At 53.9% G+C, this 17,970-nt stretch carries 19 protein-coding genes; 8 read left to right on the top strand and 11 right to left on the bottom strand.

Annotated features, from left to right (window positions below):
* Positions 1-10: 10 nt before the first annotated feature.
* Complete coding sequence (locus tag LBW88_RS03395) at positions 11-700, bottom strand: CTP synthase (RefSeq protein ID WP_224928767.1); 690 nt, start codon at positions 698-700, stop codon at positions 11-13.
* 652 nt (positions 701-1,352) lie between these two features.
* Here LBW88_RS03395 and dtpA point away from each other — a divergent pair.
* The 3 genes from dtpA to gstA all read left to right on the top strand — a co-directional run bounded on the left by dtpA (position 1,353) and on the right by gstA (position 4,606).
* Positions 1,353-2,861: a dipeptide/tripeptide permease DtpA gene (gene dtpA, locus LBW88_RS03390; protein ID WP_224928770.1), complete on the top strand. Its 1,509-nt coding sequence runs from the start codon at positions 1,353-1,355 to the stop codon at positions 2,859-2,861.
* Between the two features lie 156 nt (positions 2,862-3,017).
* Positions 3,018-3,926 (top strand): LysR family transcriptional regulator, encoded by a 909-nt coding sequence (locus LBW88_RS03385; RefSeq protein ID WP_224928773.1) that lies wholly within the window; start codon positions 3,018-3,020, stop codon positions 3,924-3,926.
* A gap of 74 nt (positions 3,927-4,000) precedes the next feature.
* Positions 4,001-4,606, top strand: a complete 606-nt coding sequence (gene gstA, locus LBW88_RS03380) for a glutathione transferase GstA (protein WP_224930256.1) — start codon at positions 4,001-4,003, stop codon at positions 4,604-4,606.
* Between the two features lie 81 nt (positions 4,607-4,687).
* On the opposite strand, the gene pdxY is transcribed toward gstA, so the two are convergent.
* The 5 genes from pdxY to anmK all read right to left on the bottom strand — a co-directional run bounded on the left by pdxY (position 4,688) and on the right by anmK (position 9,163).
* The gene (pdxY, locus tag LBW88_RS03375) at positions 4,688-5,551 is read right to left on the bottom strand and encodes a pyridoxal kinase PdxY (RefSeq protein WP_224930258.1); all 864 of its coding nucleotides are present in this window, start codon (positions 5,549-5,551) and stop codon (positions 4,688-4,690) included.
* Between the two features lie 65 nt (positions 5,552-5,616).
* Entirely contained in the window at positions 5,617-6,891 is a 1,275-nt protein-coding gene (gene tyrS, locus LBW88_RS03370) for a tyrosine--tRNA ligase (protein ID WP_224928776.1), read from the bottom strand.
* A gap of 139 nt (positions 6,892-7,030) precedes the next feature.
* Entirely contained in the window at positions 7,031-7,687 is a 657-nt protein-coding gene (gene pdxH, locus LBW88_RS03365; RefSeq protein ID WP_224928779.1) for a pyridoxamine 5'-phosphate oxidase, read from the bottom strand.
* A gap of 14 nt (positions 7,688-7,701) precedes the next feature.
* Positions 7,702-8,031, bottom strand: coding sequence for an MliC family protein (locus tag LBW88_RS03360; protein ID WP_414004065.1), 330 nt, complete (start codon positions 8,029-8,031; stop codon positions 7,702-7,704).
* Positions 8,032-8,041: 10 nt separating this feature from the next.
* Positions 8,042-9,163, bottom strand: a complete 1,122-nt coding sequence (gene anmK, locus LBW88_RS03355; RefSeq protein ID WP_224928783.1) for an anhydro-N-acetylmuramic acid kinase — start codon at positions 9,161-9,163, stop codon at positions 8,042-8,044.
* A gap of 285 nt (positions 9,164-9,448) precedes the next feature.
* Between anmK and slyB the strand changes: the two genes are divergently transcribed.
* The gene (gene slyB, locus LBW88_RS03350; protein WP_034821586.1) at positions 9,449-9,916 is read left to right on the top strand and encodes an outer membrane lipoprotein SlyB; all 468 of its coding nucleotides are present in this window, start codon (positions 9,449-9,451) and stop codon (positions 9,914-9,916) included.
* A gap of 41 nt (positions 9,917-9,957) precedes the next feature.
* Here slyB and slyA read toward each other — a convergent pair whose 3' ends face one another.
* Complete coding sequence (gene slyA / locus LBW88_RS03345; protein ID WP_224928786.1) at positions 9,958-10,395, bottom strand: transcriptional regulator SlyA; 438 nt, start codon at positions 10,393-10,395, stop codon at positions 9,958-9,960.
* 152 nt (positions 10,396-10,547) lie between these two features.
* Between slyA and LBW88_RS03340 the strand changes: the two genes are divergently transcribed.
* Genes LBW88_RS03340 through LBW88_RS03330 form a run of 3 tightly spaced genes read left to right on the top strand, consistent with a single transcriptional unit; the run spans position 10,548 to position 13,656 of the window.
* Positions 10,548-10,784: a DUF1656 domain-containing protein gene (locus LBW88_RS03340; RefSeq protein WP_038647264.1), complete on the top strand. Its 237-nt coding sequence runs from the start codon at positions 10,548-10,550 to the stop codon at positions 10,782-10,784.
* Positions 10,785-10,790: 6 nt separating this feature from the next.
* Positions 10,791-11,648, top strand: coding sequence for an HlyD family secretion protein (locus LBW88_RS03335; RefSeq protein ID WP_224928789.1), 858 nt, complete (start codon positions 10,791-10,793; stop codon positions 11,646-11,648).
* Between the two features lie 7 nt (positions 11,649-11,655).
* Positions 11,656-13,656 carry an FUSC family protein gene (locus LBW88_RS03330; RefSeq protein ID WP_224928792.1) on the top strand — a complete coding sequence of 667 codons (2,001 nt, stop codon included), beginning with the start codon at positions 11,656-11,658 and terminating at the stop codon, positions 13,654-13,656.
* Here the strand turns inward: LBW88_RS03330 and LBW88_RS03325 are convergent, their stop codons facing one another.
* From LBW88_RS03325 to LBW88_RS03310, 4 genes are all read right to left on the bottom strand, one after another.
* Positions 13,657-14,124 carry a hypothetical protein gene (locus LBW88_RS03325; RefSeq protein ID WP_224928795.1) on the bottom strand — a complete coding sequence of 156 codons (468 nt, stop codon included), beginning with the start codon at positions 14,122-14,124 and terminating at the stop codon, positions 13,657-13,659.
* 134 nt (positions 14,125-14,258) lie between these two features.
* Entirely contained in the window at positions 14,259-14,777 is a 519-nt protein-coding gene (gene sodC, locus LBW88_RS03320) for a superoxide dismutase family protein (protein WP_224928798.1), read from the bottom strand.
* Positions 14,778-14,858: 81 nt separating this feature from the next.
* The gene (locus LBW88_RS03315) at positions 14,859-15,755 is read right to left on the bottom strand and encodes an aldo/keto reductase (protein WP_224928801.1); all 897 of its coding nucleotides are present in this window, start codon (positions 15,753-15,755) and stop codon (positions 14,859-14,861) included.
* A 72-nt stretch (positions 15,756-15,827) separates the two neighbouring features.
* Positions 15,828-16,067, bottom strand: coding sequence for a DUF1289 domain-containing protein (locus tag LBW88_RS03310; protein WP_224928804.1), 240 nt, complete (start codon positions 16,065-16,067; stop codon positions 15,828-15,830).
* Between the two features lie 227 nt (positions 16,068-16,294).
* Here LBW88_RS03310 and eptA point away from each other — a divergent pair, with 227 nt between their 5' ends.
* A complete protein-coding gene (gene eptA, locus LBW88_RS03305) occupies positions 16,295-17,932 on the top strand; it encodes a phosphoethanolamine transferase EptA (protein ID WP_224928807.1) in 1,638 nt (545 codons plus the stop codon).
* The last annotated feature ends 38 nt before the right edge of the window (positions 17,933-17,970 follow it).

The following is a 17,970-nucleotide window of genomic DNA, read 5'->3' as shown; positions in this document are numbered from 1 at the left end:
GTTCAATCTATTATTTGGCCGCGGCCTGCAGCCAGGCGACCACCAGCGGGGATAGTCGATTTTGCAGCGCCGCTCGCTCTGACTGAAACAGCGTCGCAACAAAGAACGGATGATCGGTCAGTTCAACGCCACGGACATCCTGATCCAAATCCCACGAGGTAATCTTCAGATTATTGGTCGCCAGCGCGGCGCTAAATTCTGGATTCACGCCGAAATTGCAGTGATAGCCTTCATTACTTTCGAGCGCGCCGTAGGCCTGCGCAATGCGTGAGCCCGCTTCGAATGTCACCGTGCCACGCTGTTCCACCAGCGAACAGGCTAGCGGGGCAATCACCCAGCGCCCACCTTCATCCGTTTCCGCATGTCCGGCATCTTCCCAACCCAGCACATTGCGAGCGTACTCCACCACCGCATACTGGAAACCGCCACACGAACCCAGGAAAGGTTTGTGGTTTTCACGCGCCCAGCGGATCGTTGCAAAGACACCTTCGTCGTTCAGATACGGGCTGCCTGGCACAACCCAGATGGCATCGTAATCGTTCCAGTTATGTTGATGGATATCAGGAGTGGCGATCCAGTCGGCGGTAACGTCTAGCGAGAGGGATTTTGCGGCAAACTGTACAGCAGGAGGAATGGCTTGATGTGCAACGGCATTGGCACGGTAATCGCCAACAAGGGCGACACGAACTGACTGCGTCATGGCTACGTCCTTTTAGGGAAAAAACGAGGTTACAGCAAACATCACGACCTGTCTAAGCGCATTTCCGCGCAAGATCACTCACTTTCGCTTGCGAGCATTGTGGTTAAAGCCTGCATTTTATGCGGTTAAAAACTGCCCTTAATGGTGATTAACTCGACAGACGTCGACCGCGCAATCGTTTACTTCTTTTACGGATTTTATTAATTCGTAATTTTGTGCGCAGGATCAACAAATTAGCCTATTGGAAACTTCAACCCGCCCATTACGCTCAACAATCAAGCAATTGTGCTTAGTAAGTGTGCAACCGCAAGCTTTATATTGGTATAAATAATCATCTACAGCGTTATATTCTGTAAAATACGCCTTAAGGAGTTTATATCAGGAAAATGATCTTCAGGATCTCCAGTTAGTACGATTATTCTGATATAATGCCACCCAGCAATATTTAACACTGATTTACAACTTCTTATAACGGCATTAACCCTACCTGTTACAAGTATTTCAGCGTGCAAAAAATGCTTGCCCTGATGGCCTGATTCAGCCAAATTAGGCGCCGTTTTTCCTTTCTAATAACAATGTTGCGCGGGATTGCTCAGCCCGACGCAGACTTAATTCCTGTCGTAAAACAGGCTATGTATAAACTGAGGTACACGTGTCAACTGCAAACAAACACACTGACGAGGCAGTAAGCCTCAACGCGTTCAAGCAACCGAAAGCGTTTTATCTGATTTTCTCCATCGAACTGTGGGAGCGTTTCGGCTACTACGGTCTGCAAGCCATCATGGCCGTTTACCTGGTGAAACAGCTGGGGATGTCCGAAGCGGACTCCATTACCCTGTTCACCTCGTTCAGCGCCCTGGTCTACGGCATGGTCGCGATTGGCGGCTGGCTGGGCGATAAAGTATTGGGCACCAAACGCGTGATTGTGCTCGGCGTGATCGTGCTGGCTCTCGGTTATGCACTGATCGCCTTCTCAGGCCACGATACCGCGATGGTGTACGTTGGCATGGCGACCATTGCCGTGGGCAGTGGCTTGTTTAAAGCCAACCCCTCTTCTTTGCTGTCTACCTGCTACGAGAAAGATGATCCGCGCATCGACGGTGCTTTCACCATGTTCTACATGTCGATCAACATCGGTTCACTGTTCTCGATGATGCTGACACCGTGGCTGGCTGCACATTACGGCTGGGGCGCTGCTTTCTCGCTCTCCGTAGTGGGTCTGGTGATTACCTTACTGAACTTCCTGTTCTGCCAGCGCCTGGTGAAAAACTACGGCTCTAAACCTGACTTTGCACCGCTGAACGTCAGCAAATTGCTGATGACGCTGGTGGGTGTAGTGGCTCTGGTGGCGATCGCGGCCTGGCTGTTACATCACCAAACCATCGCTCGCATTGCGCTGGGCGTGATTGCCATCGGTATCGTGCTGGTGTTTGCGAAAGAAGCTTTTGCGCTGCAGGGTGCGGCTCGTCGTAAAATGATCGTGGCCTTCCTGCTGATGGTCGAAGCGATTGTGTTCTTTGTGCTCTACATGCAGATGCCAACCTCACTCAACTTCTTTGCCATTCGTAACGTTGAGCATGCCATTCTGGGCATCACTTTCGAACCCGAACAGTTCCAGGCGCTGAACCCGTTCTGGATCATGCTGGCTAGCCCGATTCTGGCCGCGGTGTATAACAAGCTGGGCGACAAACTGCCTATGCCGCACAAATTCGCCATCGGTATGGTGCTGTGCTCTGCCGCGTTCCTGGTGCTGCCATTTGGTGCCAAATTCGCTAACGATGCCGGTATTGTCTCTGTGAACTGGCTGATCATCAGCTATGCACTGCAGAGTGTGGGCGAACTGATGATTTCTGGTCTCGGCCTGGCGATGGTGGCTCAGTTAGTCCCACAGCGTCTGATGGGCTTCATCATGGGTTCGTGGTTCCTGACCACTGCGGGTGCCGCAATGATTGCCGGTAAAGTGGCTAACCTGATGGCCGTGCCGAGTGATGTGACCGATCCCCATGCCTCACTGGAAGTTTACAGCCATGTGTTCCAGCAGATTGGTATTGCTACCGGCGTGATCGCTATCCTGATGCTGATCACCGCGCCACTGCTGAACCGTATGACGCAGAGTGATGCTCCACAGCCTGAACTGAAAAGCGCTAACGCGAATCAGTAATGAAGGTGATGTGAACAAGCCGGGCAAATGCCCGGCTTTTTTATTTCCTGTTACTCATTTATTCACACCGGTTTAACGTTTCCTGCTGCCAAAGCTTCGCTTTTAATCCACTTACCCGCATGATGACGGCTTCTTGTTTATCAAGCGGTAATTATCATGGACCGATTCGAAGAGCTGCAGGTATTTGTCGCGGTGGTTCAGCAAGGCAGCCTGGCCGGCGCCGCACGTCTGCTACAGCGATCCCCACCGGTCATCACACGATCGTTAAACGCACTCGAATCCCGTCTCGGCACCACCCTGATTGAACGCACCACGCGTCAACTCGCGCCGACAGAAGCCGGCTGGCAGCTGTTTGAACGTGCGCAGCAAATATTAGGTGATTATCAGCACGCGCTGGACAGCGCGCATCACAGTGGCCTGCAGGGGTTGCTGCGTATCACTGCGCCCGTGCCTTTTGGTCGACGCCATATCATGCCGCTGGTCAATGCCTTTTTGCAGCAGCATCCTGAGATGCAGATCGAAGTGGTATTGAGCGACAGCTATCAGGATTTGATAGAAAACGGACTGGATATCGCGCTGCGCATTGGAGAATTACAGGATTCCTCAATGGTGGCACGTAAAGTGGGCAGCGTGCGTTCGACATTGGTGGCGAGCCCAGAATATCTCAGGCTTGCGGGTGCGCCTGCACATCCAACAGAGCTCCAGCAACATACCGTGATCACCAGCTTACGCCACACAAGAGAGTGGCGCTTTGCGCAGGATTTACGCGTGCGCATTTTGCCACGTCTGCGCGTTAACGATATTGAAAGCCAGCTGGAAACGCTGCGGGGTGGCCAGGGGATTGGTCGTTTGCTGTCGTACCAGGTGCTGGATGATATTCGTGATGGCAAACTGATCCGTCTATTACCCGAGTGGGAACCTGCCCCATTGCCGGTACAGCTGGTCACACAGCGGGTTAAGAACATGACACCCAAGGTGCGGCAGTTCTGGGACTATGCGCTGGAACAATTGCCTTCGCTTCCTTGTTTTGCTCCAGAAAAGTTAAAAGCGGACCGTAATTCCTGATCGCGGTCACTGGTAAATTATTTTCGCAGATTTATGCTAATTCGATCACAACCACACTTCCAGGAGAAGCCATGATGAAACTCTATTGCAAGCCCGGTGCCTGTTCGCTATCACCGCATATTGTTGCGCTTGAATGCGGGCTGGACTTTACCCAGGTCAATGTCGATCTGCAGAAAAAGGTCACCGAGCAGGGAGAAGATTACTGGCAAATTAACCCCAAAGGACAGGTTCCCGCGCTGCAATTTGATGACGGCAGCTTGTTGACCGAGGGCGTTGCCATTGTGCAGTATCTGGCGGATCTGAAGCCAGACCGCAATTTGCTGGCACCGACCGGCAGCCTGACGCGCTACCACACCATTGAATGGCTGAGCTTTGTCAGCAGTGAACTGCACAAAACCTTTTCTCCGCTGTTCCGCCCGGACACACCGGAAGAGTACAAAGCGATTGTGCGAGCGCAGTTAGAGAAGAAATATCAGGCGGTAAATGAAGCGCTGCAAGACAAGCAGTGGCTGATGGGCCTGCGTTATACCGTGGCCGATGTCTATCTGTTCGTGGTCACACGCTGGGCAAAAGCCATCAAGCTGGATTTGAGCGGGTTAACGGCGCTTGAAGCTTGGTTTGATCGCGTCGCGGAACGCCCGGCGGTGCAGGCAGCGTTGAAGGCGGAAGGTTTGGTTTAAGACGATTCAGGCGCACACTGTGCGCCTGTTTTGCATTGTGTCTGCAGGCCACCGGGTGGTTGCCTGCAGATTTCGCAGCTGTTACAGCTTCTCAGCAGCAAAATGCTGAGTCGGTTGCGCAATCGCGTCCTGTGCCGCCACCAGTTGCAGCTCATACTCGCCCATCTCATGGGTTTTCAGCATCACTTCATACACTGCGGCGGTAACGTGCTCCAGCGCATCCTGCAACGATTTACCATGAAGCAGATCGACCAGCAGTAAACCACTGGTGAGATCGCCGACGCCTACTGGCTGACGTACCCCGAAATCCACCAGCGGACGGCTGATGTGCCAGCACTCGTCAGCGGTGACCAGCAGCATTTCAAAGCGATCGCTGCGGCGTCCGGCACGCGCCAGATGCTTCACCAGCACCACTTTGGGGCCCTGCGCGACTAAGGCACGGGCGGCAACCACCGCCTGCTCCACGTTAGACACTTCGTGACCGCTGAGCATTTCCAGCTCCAGCAAGTTCGGGGCGATGATATCGCTGGCCGGCATCGCCATCTTGCAATGGAATTCCGCGACGCCGGGCGCCACGATGCAGCCCTTCTCAGGATGGCCCATCACCGGATCGCAGAAGAACCACGCGTTCGGATTGGCGGCTTTCACCTGACGCACGATCTCCAGAATCTGCTCGCCCTGCTCTGCAGACCCTAAATAGCCGCTCAGCACCGCATCACAGGTCTTCAGACGGTCAATCGCCGCAATGCCTTTGACGATGTCGGTCAGATGCGTAGCGGGCATCACAGTGCCGGTCCAGTGACCGTACTGCGTATGGTTAGAGAACTGTACGGTGTTCAACGGCCAAACGTTTGCGCCCATACGACGCATTGGGAATTCGGCGGCGCTGTTACCAGCGTGGCCGTAAACCACATGAGACTGGATTGCGAGGATATTTTTCATTATTGCCCTGTACTGATTGCCCTGTACTGCCTTGCCATAAAAAAGGGCCGGAAACCGGCCCTCGAACCTTACTGCCAGTTAATCAGGCAGTAGTGTTTTTTACCGCGACGCAACAGCGTGAAGCGACCAAACAGTTTGTCGCTGTCGCTGAAACGATACTCGGCGTCAGATTGTTTTTCACCGTTAAGCGACACGGCGTTAGAACCGATCATGGTACGCGCCTGGCCACGAGACGGCACCAGTTCAGCGGCCACCAGCGCCTGCTGCAGATCGTCTTCCGCATTCAGGTTAATCACCGGCATACCATCCTGCGCCAACTGCTCGAAGTCCGCTTCGGTCATTTCGGTCAGGCTGCCTGAGAACAGGCTGTCGGTGATACGTTTTGCCGCGGTCAGACCCGCTTCGCCGTGCACCAGACGGGTAACTAACTCTGCCAGCACATACTGCGCACGTGGCGCCTTACCGCTGTTCTTGTCTTCCTCTTCCAGCGCATTGATCTCTTCAATGCTCATAAAGGTGAAGAACTTCAGGAAGCGATACACGTCAGCATCGGCCGTGTTGATCCAGAACTGGTAGAACTTGTACGGGCTGGTTTTCTTCGCATCAAGCCAGACTGCGCCACCTTCGGTTTTACCGAATTTGGTACCGTCTGATTTGGTGATCAACGGAACGGTCAAGCCCCACGCTTGCTGCTGATGCAGGCGACGCGTTAGGTCGATACCTGAAGTGATGTTGCCCCACTGATCGGAACCACCAATCTGCAGCACCACATCGTGACGCTTGTTCAGCTCCGCGAAGTCATAACCCTGCAATAGGTTGTAGGAGAATTCGGTGTAGGAGATACCCTGATCTTCACGATTCAGACGCTGCTTCACCGCTTCGCGGTTAATCATCTGGTTCACCGAGAAGTGCTTGCCAATATCGCGCAGGAAGGTCAGCACGTTCATGCCGCCGAACCAGTCGTAGTTATTGGCCGCAATGGCGCTGTTGTCACCGCAATCGAAGCTAAGGAAAGGCGCCACCTGGTTGCGGATCTTCTCGACCCACTCGCCCACGGTATCAGCGGTGTTGAGTTTACGTTCTGCTGCTTTAAAGCTGGGATCGCCAATCAGACCGGTGGCACCACCCACCAGCGCGACCGGCTTGTGTCCGGCGTCCTGAAAACGTTTCAGGCAGAGCAGCGGCACCAGATGGCCCAAGTGCAAGCTATCAGCGGTCGGATCGAAGCCGCAATAGAGTGCAATTGGCCCTTGCGCCAGTCGCTCTGCTAACGCTTCCTCGTCCGTTACCTGGGCGACTAAGCCCCTTTCTTGCAATTGTTGTATCAGGTTACTGCTGGTCATCACTGACTCCAAATTGATCAGACTGCACCTAGGCTGGTACACAGCTTTCCGCTGAGATGCGGATACGAAAAAAAAGAGGGCTATAGCATAAAGCGCTGACGCCAACTGCGCCAGCGTTGAAAGGGGGTAAAACGCAGTTTTACGGGGCTAAACGGTCAATCGTCCAGCCATCGGCTTCACGTTGATAGAGGAAGCGATCGTGCAGACGATGCTCGCCGCCCTGCCAGAACTCCACGGTGTGGAATTTGACGCGATATCCGCCCCAGAAACTGGGTAAAGGCACTTCGCCTTGCTGGAATTTCTGCTTCAGTTCAAGGAACTTGCCCTCCAGCACGCCGCGCGCCGAAATACGGCTCGATTGCTTCGACACCCAGGCACCAATCTGGCTGTCACGCGGACGGCTGCTGAAGTATTTCAATACTTCCAGTGGCGTCAGTTTCTCAACTTCACCCAGCACCATCACCTGACGCTCAAGGAAGTGCCACGGGAAGTGAAGCGAGATGCGCGGGTTATCGGCCAGTTGCAGCGCCTTACGGCTGCCAAGGTTGGTGTAAAACACCATACCTTGCTCATCATAATGCTTCAGCAACACGATGCGCTGATAAGGCTGACCGCTGCTGTCCACGGTGGCGACGGTCATCGCTGTGGGATCAGGCAATTGCGCATCGCACGCCTGCCTGAGCCAATGTTCAAACAGCGCCAGCGGATTGTCTGGCAGATCGTTACGTCTCAGTCCGCCGCGGGTGTACTCACGACGCAAATGGGCAATATTTTGCAAGCTATCACTGTCGCTCATGCTGATTCTCTTCGTTACTGGGCGGACGCATCCGCATTTTGCAATTCACAGTCATTAATCACGATTTTGTCATTGCGCTCAACAAAAGCGCCATTGCCTTTCGACCAGAAGACATAAGTGCCGTCGCTGTATCGCGCGCCGGAAGCCGATACAGTTTGCGTTAAGGTGAGCGGTTTACCATCCAGAATAAAGCTCACCTGCTGCTTTGGATTATCCAGTGTCACCGTCAACGGCAAAGTGCCGCACTGGTAGCGCAATGTCTGGGGTGCTGGCTGCTCTTTGTGCATCATGCCGCAACCACTCAGCGCAACGGCACAGCCCAACATCATAGCGATTTTTTTCATCGTTCACTCCTTAACGTGTTAATCGGGCATTCGCCGGATAAATGGCGCCCAACACACTCATTTCTCGTGCACCGGTCACCGCCGGTAAATTACCAGGCAGACCGGATAAAGTGCGAAACGCCAGCCAGGCGAACGCCAACGCTTCCATATCATCGCCACTGATCCCGGCTTCATCGGTCGTCCCGACTTCCGTTCCCGGCAGATAAGCTGCCAGTCGGGCCATCAGCACCGGATTGCGACTTCCACCACCGCAGACCAACAGCCGATCGCAGCCATCGTTGAGCTGAACTTGCTGAGCAATGGTTAGTGCAGTGAGTTCGCTAAGTGTGGCCTGCACGTCCTGCGGTGCCAGTGCCGGGAAGCGCTGTAGTTGGCGCTCAACCCAGCCAAGATTGAAATATTCACGGCCGGTACTTTTGGGTGGTGGCAGCGCAAACCAGGGGTCGTTGAGCATTTCATCAAGCAGTGCAGGCACCACCTGACCACTGCGTGCCCAGCTGGCATCTTTATCATAGGGCACGCCCTTATGGCGCCAGATCCACGCATCAATCAGCATATTGCCGGGGCCGGTATCAAAGCCACGCACCGGCTGGCCTGGGATCAACAACGACAGATTGGCAATACCGCCAATATTGAGCACCATGCGCCTTTCAGTGCTGTCCATCAGTAGCGCCTGATGGAACGCGGGAACCAGTGGCGCACCTTGTCCACCTAAAGCCATGTCGCGACGTCTAAAATCGGCCACCACTGTGACTCCTGTGGCTGCGGCGATCTGATTGCTATCACCAATCTGCAGCGTATTCGGCGCGTCGCTCTGTGGTTCATGCCAAACGGTCTGACCATGGCAACCTATTGCCATGATGTCGCTGGCTTCCAGAGATTGCCGCTGCATTAGGGTCAACACCGCTTCTGCAAACAGCTTGCCCAATCGGGTATCCAGTTGGCCGAGTTGTGACAGGGTCAGCGATTGCCCCTGACAGATGGCCAGCACCTGTTGGCGAATCTCCTGCGGCATTGGGTGGCAATAGCTGGCCTGCTGCGCCACCATATGCTCATCAATGACCGCCAGCACCACATCTACCCCGTCGAGGCTGGTGCCGGACATCACACCAATATAGCGTCCTGATTTCATAGCGGTTCCTTACCCACGTGCGAGTCTTCAATACGATTCTGTTTAGCCTGGCAAATATCAGCGGCTAATTCTATGATAAAATTCCGCTTTTCAACCGCACAGCACACAGCATTTCAGCGCTAAAATATTTTCAGCACGAAATTGAATTTTTGTTGAGGGGCAATGGTCTATCCTTCGCCTCAGCCGCGTATTATTTGGACATAGAGTCAATTGCCAGCTTTCTGTCTTATACTCTTGCTGTAGAGGACGAGAACATGGCGTTTTTTTGCATTAAGGAGCTTTCTGATGATTAAGCGTTTTGTAGCCGTGGCACTGACCGGCCTGACGCTGGCAGGTTGTGTCAGCAATGACACCCTTTCCGGTGATGTGTATAGCGCCAATGAAGCCAAACAAGTACAAAGTGTTTCTTACGGTACTCTGGTGTCGGTTCGCCCGGTTAAAATCCAGGGTGGCGATGAAAATAACGTGATTGGCGCGATTGGTGGTGCGGTACTGGGTGGTTTCCTCGGTAACACCATTGGTGGCGGTACCGGTCGTAGTCTGGCTACGGCAGGGGGTGCGGTACTCGGCGGCGTCGCAGGTCAGGGCGTACAGGGTGCAGTTAACAAGTCTGACGGTGTTGAGCTGGAAATCCGTAAAGACGATGGCAACACCATTATGGTGGTGCAGAAGCAGGCTGCAACCCGTTACTCCGTGGGTCAGCGCGTCGTGATGGCGTCTAACGGCAGCCAGGTGACCGTTTCACCACGCTAAGCGAACAGATAAAAAAAACCGACGCCAGCGCGTCGGTTTTTTTATTTCTCGCGGTTCTGGAACTCAAGAATGTTTTTTTCCAGCCGTGCAATCAGCGTGACCATCTGATTGATCTCTTCAAGGCTGATGCCTGAAAGGATGTCATCACGGGTGGCGTCAATCACATTTTCAACCTTCTCAATGATCGGCTCGGCTTGCTTAGTCAGCTTGATGCGCTTGGCACGACGATCGTTAGCGCAGGTGGCACGGGTGATTAATCCTTTCTCTTCCAGCTGATCCAGCGTACGCACCAGTGAAGGCTGTTCAATACCAATGGCTTTTGCCAACTGGATTTGCGACTGCTCTGGCGGGAGTTGATGAATATTGTGTAACGTCACCCAATGCGTTTGTGTCAGCTCAAGCGGCTTCAAACGCTGGTCAATCAAGGCACGCCAGATGCGTACCAGCCGAGACAGGTCTGTTCCGAGGGGCGTATCCATTTCATCTCCTTATAATTAGCTTGCTAGCTATCAAGCCAGATTTTACACTATTCTGCGAGTTTACAGGACAAATTACAAATCTCAGGCCAGACGGCACGCTCTCTTCTACGCTAGTTATAGAGAGAACCTGGGACCATGAAGGATGAAAACACGTGTCCATTACCGCACTTTCCGCCACCGCTCCGCTTACTGACCTGGTATTTGGTGCCTCGCTGTTCTTTCCGCCGCTGTTTAAAGCCGTGCTGCTGGGGTTCTTTTTCTGGTTACTGATTCACCCCTTGCTGCGCGGCTGGATGTACTCCGGCGACATCTGGCATCCCACCTTGATGGATCTTTCCCTGTTTGTTCTCTGCGTCACTGGCGCACTGTGGATACTGAGCCTCGGATAAATCACCATGAAATTCAACCCTTTTAAATACTTTTCAACTCTGGTGGTGTTTGCCCTGGCCCTGATTGCCGGCTGGTGGATGTGGAACTACTACATGCAGTCACCGTGGACGCGTGATGGCAAAGTGCGCGCTGAGTTGGTGGATATCACACCGGAAGTTTCAGGGCGAATCATTGATCTGAAGGTGCATGACAACCAGTTTGTGCATAAAGGTGACGTCCTACTGAAAATCGATCCCGTGCCCTGGCAAATTGCCCTGGATAACGCAGATGCCCAGCTGGCGAAGGCGCAATCCGATCTGGCCAAAGCTCAGCATGAGGCCAATCGCCGCGCCAGCCTGCCGCGCAACGTGATTTCAGCAGAAGATATGGATGCCGCGCGATTAACAGCGAACGCCGCCACCGCCACCACTAAAGCGGCACAGGCCAGTCTGGATCAGGCGCGCTGGAACCTGCAGCAAACCACCCTTACCGCCCCCACCGACGGTTGGATCAGCAACCTGACACTCCGTCCCGGCAATTACGCCACCGCCGGAACGCCACTGTTCGCATTGGTGGATAGCCACTCTTATTACGTGATGGGTTATTTCGAAGAGACCAAACTGCGTCACATTCAGCCCGGCGCAGACGCGCAAATTGTGCTGTACAGCAACGGTGCTCGCTTACGGGGCAAAGTGGAGAGTATCGGGCGCGCCATTTACGATCAGAGCGTTGCAACGGACAGCGGATTAGTGCCGGACATCAAACCGAATGTGCCCTGGGTGCGACTGGCGCAGCGGGTGCCGGTGCGCATTCGATTGGATGCAATTCCGGATGATGTTCCGCTGGTGGCGGGCACCACCTGTACGATTTCCATCGCACATTGAGGCCGCCATGAATCTGCAGTGGCTGGCCTGGCAAAATCTACCCTGGATTAAAGCAACCGGGGGAGAATGGCGCTATGCCTTACGTAACGCGATTGCCATGTGTCTGGCGCTGACCATCGCCTATGCGCTGCAACTGGACGAACCCTATTGGGCGATGACGTCCGCCGCTGTGGTGAGTTTCCCGACCGTGGGCGGCGCGATCAGTAAAAGTCTGGGTCGCATTGTCGGCAGTTTGCTGGGCGCCACGGCAGCCCTGTTGATTGCCGGACACACGCTCAACGAGCCCTGGCTATTTGCCTTTTTTATGGCTGGCTGGCTGGCGTTCTGTACGTGGATCGCCAACCACTATCAAAACAATGTTGCTTACGCGTTCTCACTGGCCGGATATACCGCGGCGATCATTGCCTTTAGCAGCGTCAACATTACCGATGTGACCCAGCTGTGGGATATCACTCAGGCGCGCGTTTGCGAAGTGATTTCAGGCATTCTGTGTGCCGGTCTGATGATGATGGTTTTGCCCAGCACGTCGGATGGCAACACCTTAATGAACTCGCTGCGGCAGATGCACGCCCGTCTGCTGGATCATGCGGTTTTACTGTTGCAGCAAAGCAGCACCGATAACGTGCGCACCGCGCATGAGAATGTCATCAGCCAGATTCTCACCATGAACTTGCTGCGTATTCAGGCGTTCTGGAGCCATTACCGCTATCGCCGTCAGAACAACGTGCTCAACTATGTTTTGCACCAGCAGCTACGCCTGACCAGCGTTCTCTCCAGCCTGCGCCGCATGCTGCTTAACTGGCCGGATGCGCCTCCGGAACTCTACGCCGCCATTCAGCAACTGTTGCACGAACTGGCATTACCGCAGTGTGATAAGTATCGACTGGCGCGCATACTGCGCAGCGTGACACCGGAAGCAACCGGCGATTACCGCCAGCGCGCCTTTGTTCAGCGTCTGCGCTACTTCTGTTGGGTTTACCTCAACGTCAATCGCTGGATACGCTTGATTGAACGCGCTGACGCCGATACGCGCTTTCAGCCCCCGGATGTGCCCTCTTTGGCACGAGAAAGCGACAGCGCTGAAGCGGGCTGGAGTGCGTTACGCACCTTCAGCGTTATCATGCTGGGCTGTGCCTTTTGGATCGATACGCAGTGGGATGCGGGCGCGGCAGCCCTGACGCTGACAGCGATTGCCTGCGTACTCTACTCTTCCGCTCCCTCCCCCAGTGGCAGCGTGTCACTGTTGCTAAAAACCCTGCTGTGGCTGTCGGTGTTCAGTTTTCTGCTGCAATACGGATTGATGGTGCAAATCAGCGCCCTGTGGCAATTTCTGCTGGTGCTGTTTCCGCTACTGATTACCTTGCAACTGTTTAAGCTGCAGCAGAAAAAACGCGCGGGGATGTGGGGGCAATTTATTGTGTTTATGGGTTCATTTATCGCCGTCACCAATCCGCCGGACTGGGATTATCAAAGCTTCCTCAACGATAATCTGGCAAAAGTGTGCGGCGTGCTGCTGGCATGGATGGCGTTTCAGGTACTGCGTCCGAGTTCCGATGCGCGCCGAAGCCGCCGGCATATTCGCGCGTTACGCCATGCGTTTCTTGACCAGCTGCGACGCCATCCACGCCTAAGCGAAAGCCACTTTGAATCGCAGATCTATCATCACATTAGCCAGTTGAGCAATAGCCGTGATGAACAGGCGCGTGTCTGGCTGCTGCGCTGGGGCGTGGTGCTGCTCAACTGTTCTCACATCGTCTGGCAATTACGTGAATGGCGACCCGCCTCAAGCACTCTGGCACAGATGCGCGATAGTAGTTTGCAGGATTTACAACGGATTATGAGCCTGCGCGGCGTGCGTCACACTTCGTTGCAGGCCACACTGGATGAGCTGGAAGGTATGATTGCGCAACTGCAGCAGCAGCCTGATAGCGAGGCCAATACGTTGGCGGGCATTTTATGGCGCCTGCGCTGCTCACTGGCACAGTTAAGTCAGGCGGTGCCGGATTGATTACTGGCAATACTGCGTGGTCTGACGGTTGAAATCATCCTGCAACTGCTGCAAAGTTTTGTGCCCTTCAAAACGGGTTTTGTCCTGCTCGGTCATCGGCTCAATCACCAGAAATCGCTCTTCATACGAATAGATAAAGCGGCGATCGAGATAGGTGCCGGTGAAACTTTTACCCCGAATTGAGCCACACACGGTAGTTAACGCGCGGTGAAAAAACTCGGTGTGCAGGAAGTTAGTTTCGGTGGCGCTGCGCAGCACGTTCTGGCAGCCCTGCGCCTGTAACCGCTCAAGGGTGTGCTGAGTCAGCCATTCCCGGCCACGGGCAATATCCTCACAACTTGCACGCAGCGGGTTGGTATCAATGGTGCGCTGTAGCTGGCGGCTGGTATCTAACCTCAACTGCGTTTCGTTGGGTTGATCACATCCCGCGAGTAATACACATAACAGCAAAATCCCACGCGTTTTCATTCCTGCCCCTGAGAGGTTCTATTCCTGAATCAACATCATAGGACGGATATCGCACGGAGTGTAGCGGGAAAATGGGTCAGAATTTTTCCGGCAGTGAAAAGATGCAGACGGCAGATTGCCTGCCGCCTAATAGTTTAAATCACCCCACAGGCAAATCGGGCACCGCCTCCACCCAGCGGCTGCGGATGGTCAGCATGATTATCGCCACCCACATGAACCATTAACGCCTTACCTTTCACTTCGCTCAGCGATTTTATACGTGGCGCAACCACCGGATAGTCGGCCTTGCCATCGTCGGTGACATAAAGCGCAGGCAGATCGCCCAGATGACCGTCGGCGTAGGGTCCGAGGTGTTTGCCGGTATTCTGGGGATCAAGGTGTCCACCGGCCGCGCCGGCCGCAACGGTTTTGCCATCCGATTGTCCAGGCTCACAACTGCCTTTGGCATGCACGTGGAATCCATGGACTCCCGGTTTAAGGCCCGTCAGCGCGGGTGCAAACTGCAAACCATATGGCGTTTCACTGATAGTGACTTTGCCGATGGCGGCGCCGGTACCTTGTGCAGTGACCTCATGCAGTGTCACCTCTTCAGAGGCGGCCTGAGCCCCAGCAGCACAGACCAGCGCCAGTGTGGCGATGAGAATTTTCTTCATAACGTCTCCTTACGGTTGAAATGCCCTGTAAGCCTGGACTGGAATAGGCGAGGCTGCCGTAATTTGACGTAGTTTTACGCTTCAGGGCACATCAAAACCGAGCGCCGCTTTACGAATGCGGAACCACTGCTGACGATCAAGCGTCAATTGGCAAGCACCTGCCGCTTCGCTGACGCGTGTGGCTTTACCGGATCCGATGATCGGCAATGGGCGGCTTGGCAATTTCATCACCCAGGCATACACCACCTGTTCGATGCTACTCGCACCGATTTCCTGTTTTACCTGCTCAAGCTCATCACGCAATGGCTGATAATGCGCATCGTTAAACAGGCGCCCACCCCCCAGGCATGACCAGGCCATTGGGCGGATACGCACCTGCTGACACTGATCGAGCGTGCCGTCGAGTAGCGTTGACTGTTCCAGCGGAGAGATTTCCAGTTGGTTGGTGACCAGGCTAAACGGCAGGCGAGATTGCAGCAGCGTGAACTGGGAAGCGGTAAAGTTCGACACGCCGAAATGGCGCACTTTGCCGCTCTGGTGCAGCGCCATAAAGGCCTCGGCGATTTCATCCGCATCCATTAAGGGATCCGGACGATGAATCAGCAGCAGATCAAGATAATCAGTGCTGAAATAGCGTAGGGAATTTTCCGCACTGTGCAGGATGTGGCTGGCCTCGGTAATGTAATGACCGATTTTATGTTCTGGTTTGGCGCGCGTCGCAATGCCGCACTTCGTCACAATCTGCAGTTTTTCACGCAGCCCCGGCGCCAGACGCAGCGCCTCACCAAAGGCGGCTTCACAACCGTAGTCACCGTAAATATCGGCGTGATCCACGGTAGTAATGCCTAATGCCAGATGATGCTCGATAAAGGCCACCAACTGCTGCGGCGTCATACCCCACTCCAGCAGGCGCCAGTAGCCGACGATCAACGGTGAGAATTGAGGCCCCTGTGGGGCGATAGTTTGCGGTTGTAACATCGATAAACTCCCTTGAACGCGAATGCGGAAAGCGAATCTGGGAGTATAACGGAAAGGCAAATCATCGTTTTCTTAAAACAGTGAGGGTTGTTGCGGATCATGATTTTCATCGACTTTTTGTTGTCGATGCGAGCGCAGCCAGCGTTGACGACATAACCTCAACACATCGCGTTTTTGCGCATCGGTAAACGTCATCCAGTTAAAACGTTCCTCACGGCTACGCAGGCAGCCACGACAGTATCCACGTGCGTCACTCTGACAGATACCGCGACAGGGGCTGGGTACAGGGAAGAACTCTAATTGCTCGGCCACATCCACTCCGATTTAACAACAGGCTTCATATTGATAACAGCATAGTGACATTGTGCAAAGCGTATACGCAGTTCGGCCATATTTCATCCAGTCATGACCACGGAAATGGATATTTACCATTGATGCCAGCGCAGCAACCTTTGGTTCGGTACTGTTTAATAAGCGTTAAGGTTTTCCTCATGTTGAATTCATACGATTGTCACATTCCATCCTGCTACTGAGTTTTCATGAAATTCCCGAACAAGTTACAGTGCCATGCCAGCAGTTTTAATCTGATCGCCGCCCTGTTTTTTACCCTCGTGCTCAACGCCCTGTTTCTGCTGCGCGCCTGGGAAATTATCCCTTACGATCGCATTCACGATTACCTGTTTGCAGCCAGCATTCCGGTGGTTTTGGCCTCTGCGTTCTATCTGATTTTCTCGTTGCTGGCATGGCCCTATGTTCGCAAGCCGCTGCTTATTCTGTTGGTGCTGGCCAGCGCCGCCGCTAACTACTTTATGCACAGTTTCGGTACGGTGATTGACACCAATATGATCGAAAACGTGTTTGAGTCGGATGCTCAGGAAGCTGGAGCACTGATCAGCAGTGGTTATGTGGTGTGGATGATCTTGATGGGGTTGGTGCCCGTCGCCGCCATCTGCATGGTACGCATCAAAACCGGGCAACGCTGGTGGTGGAGCCTGCTGCAACGCCTGGCCGGGGCGCTGGGTGCGATTTTGCTGATTCTGCTGATGGCGGTGCTGTTCTATAAAGATTACGCCTCACTGATTCGCAACAATAAAGGGCTGGTGAAAATGATCACTCCGGCCAATATTGTTAGCGGCACCGGTCATTACGTTGATCAACGTTATCTGCAAGACAGTCAGGCGCTGGTAAAAATTGGCCAGGATGCCAAAAAAGGCCCGCTGATCGCTGCTGAGCCGAAGAAAACGTTGGTGGTATTAGTGGTGGGCGAAACCGGACGTGCCGAGAACTTTTCACTGGGTGGCTATGCGCGTGAAACCAACCCTGAACTGAAAAAACAGCAGGTCATTTACTACCCCGACGCCAGCTCCTGCGGTACCGAAACGGCCATTTCCGTTCCCTGTATGTTCTCCAACATGCCACGTGAGCATTACGATGCCAATCTGGCGCATCATCAGGAAGGCGTGTTAGATATTCTCGCCCATGCTGGTGTTAGCGTACTGTGGCGTGAAAATGATGGCGGCTGTAAAGGTGCCTGCGATCGCGTGCCGCACACCGATATGACGCAGTGGAATCTGTCGCAATATTGTCACGATGGTTTCTGCCTGGATGATGTCCTGCTGCATCGTTTTGATAACTATGTTGATAGTCTGCACAATGATGGGATTATCGTGTTGCATCAGATGGGTAGCCATGGGCCGGCCTATTATCAGCGCTATCCGGCGGAATTCCGTCGCTTCACGCCAACCTGCGATAGCAACCAGATTCAGGATTGCGACCATCAGGCGTTGGTGAATACCTATGACAACTCTCTGCTGTACACCGACGATATGGTGAGTCGCACCATTGATAAACTCAAAGCCTTAAGCGATCGCTTTAATGTAGCGCTGGTCTATCTCTCGGATCACGGTGAATCGCTGGGCGAACACGGTATGTACCTGCACGGTGCGCCCTATATGTTTGCCCCTTCACAGCAGACACACATCCCTCTGCTGATGTGGATGTCGCCTGGCTATGCTGCGGCTTACCACATTAATGAGTCCTGCTTACGTCAGCAGGCCGCGAGCGAGAAAGTGTCGCAAGACAATCTTTTCCATACCGTTTTGGGCATGTTCAACATTCAGACGCAAGAGTACCAACCGCAGCTGGACATGATCAGATCGTGCCAAAGTGCCGGATAAGGTTTGCATTAGACCGACTGGTCTAATACTGTGTGGCC

The organism is Pantoea sp. alder81 (assembly GCF_020179835.1).
GTDB lineage: Bacteria > Pseudomonadota > Gammaproteobacteria > Enterobacterales > Enterobacteriaceae > Pantoea.
The sequence above is the reverse complement of the archived record's forward strand: the minus strand, read 5'-3'. Positions and strand labels throughout refer to the sequence as shown.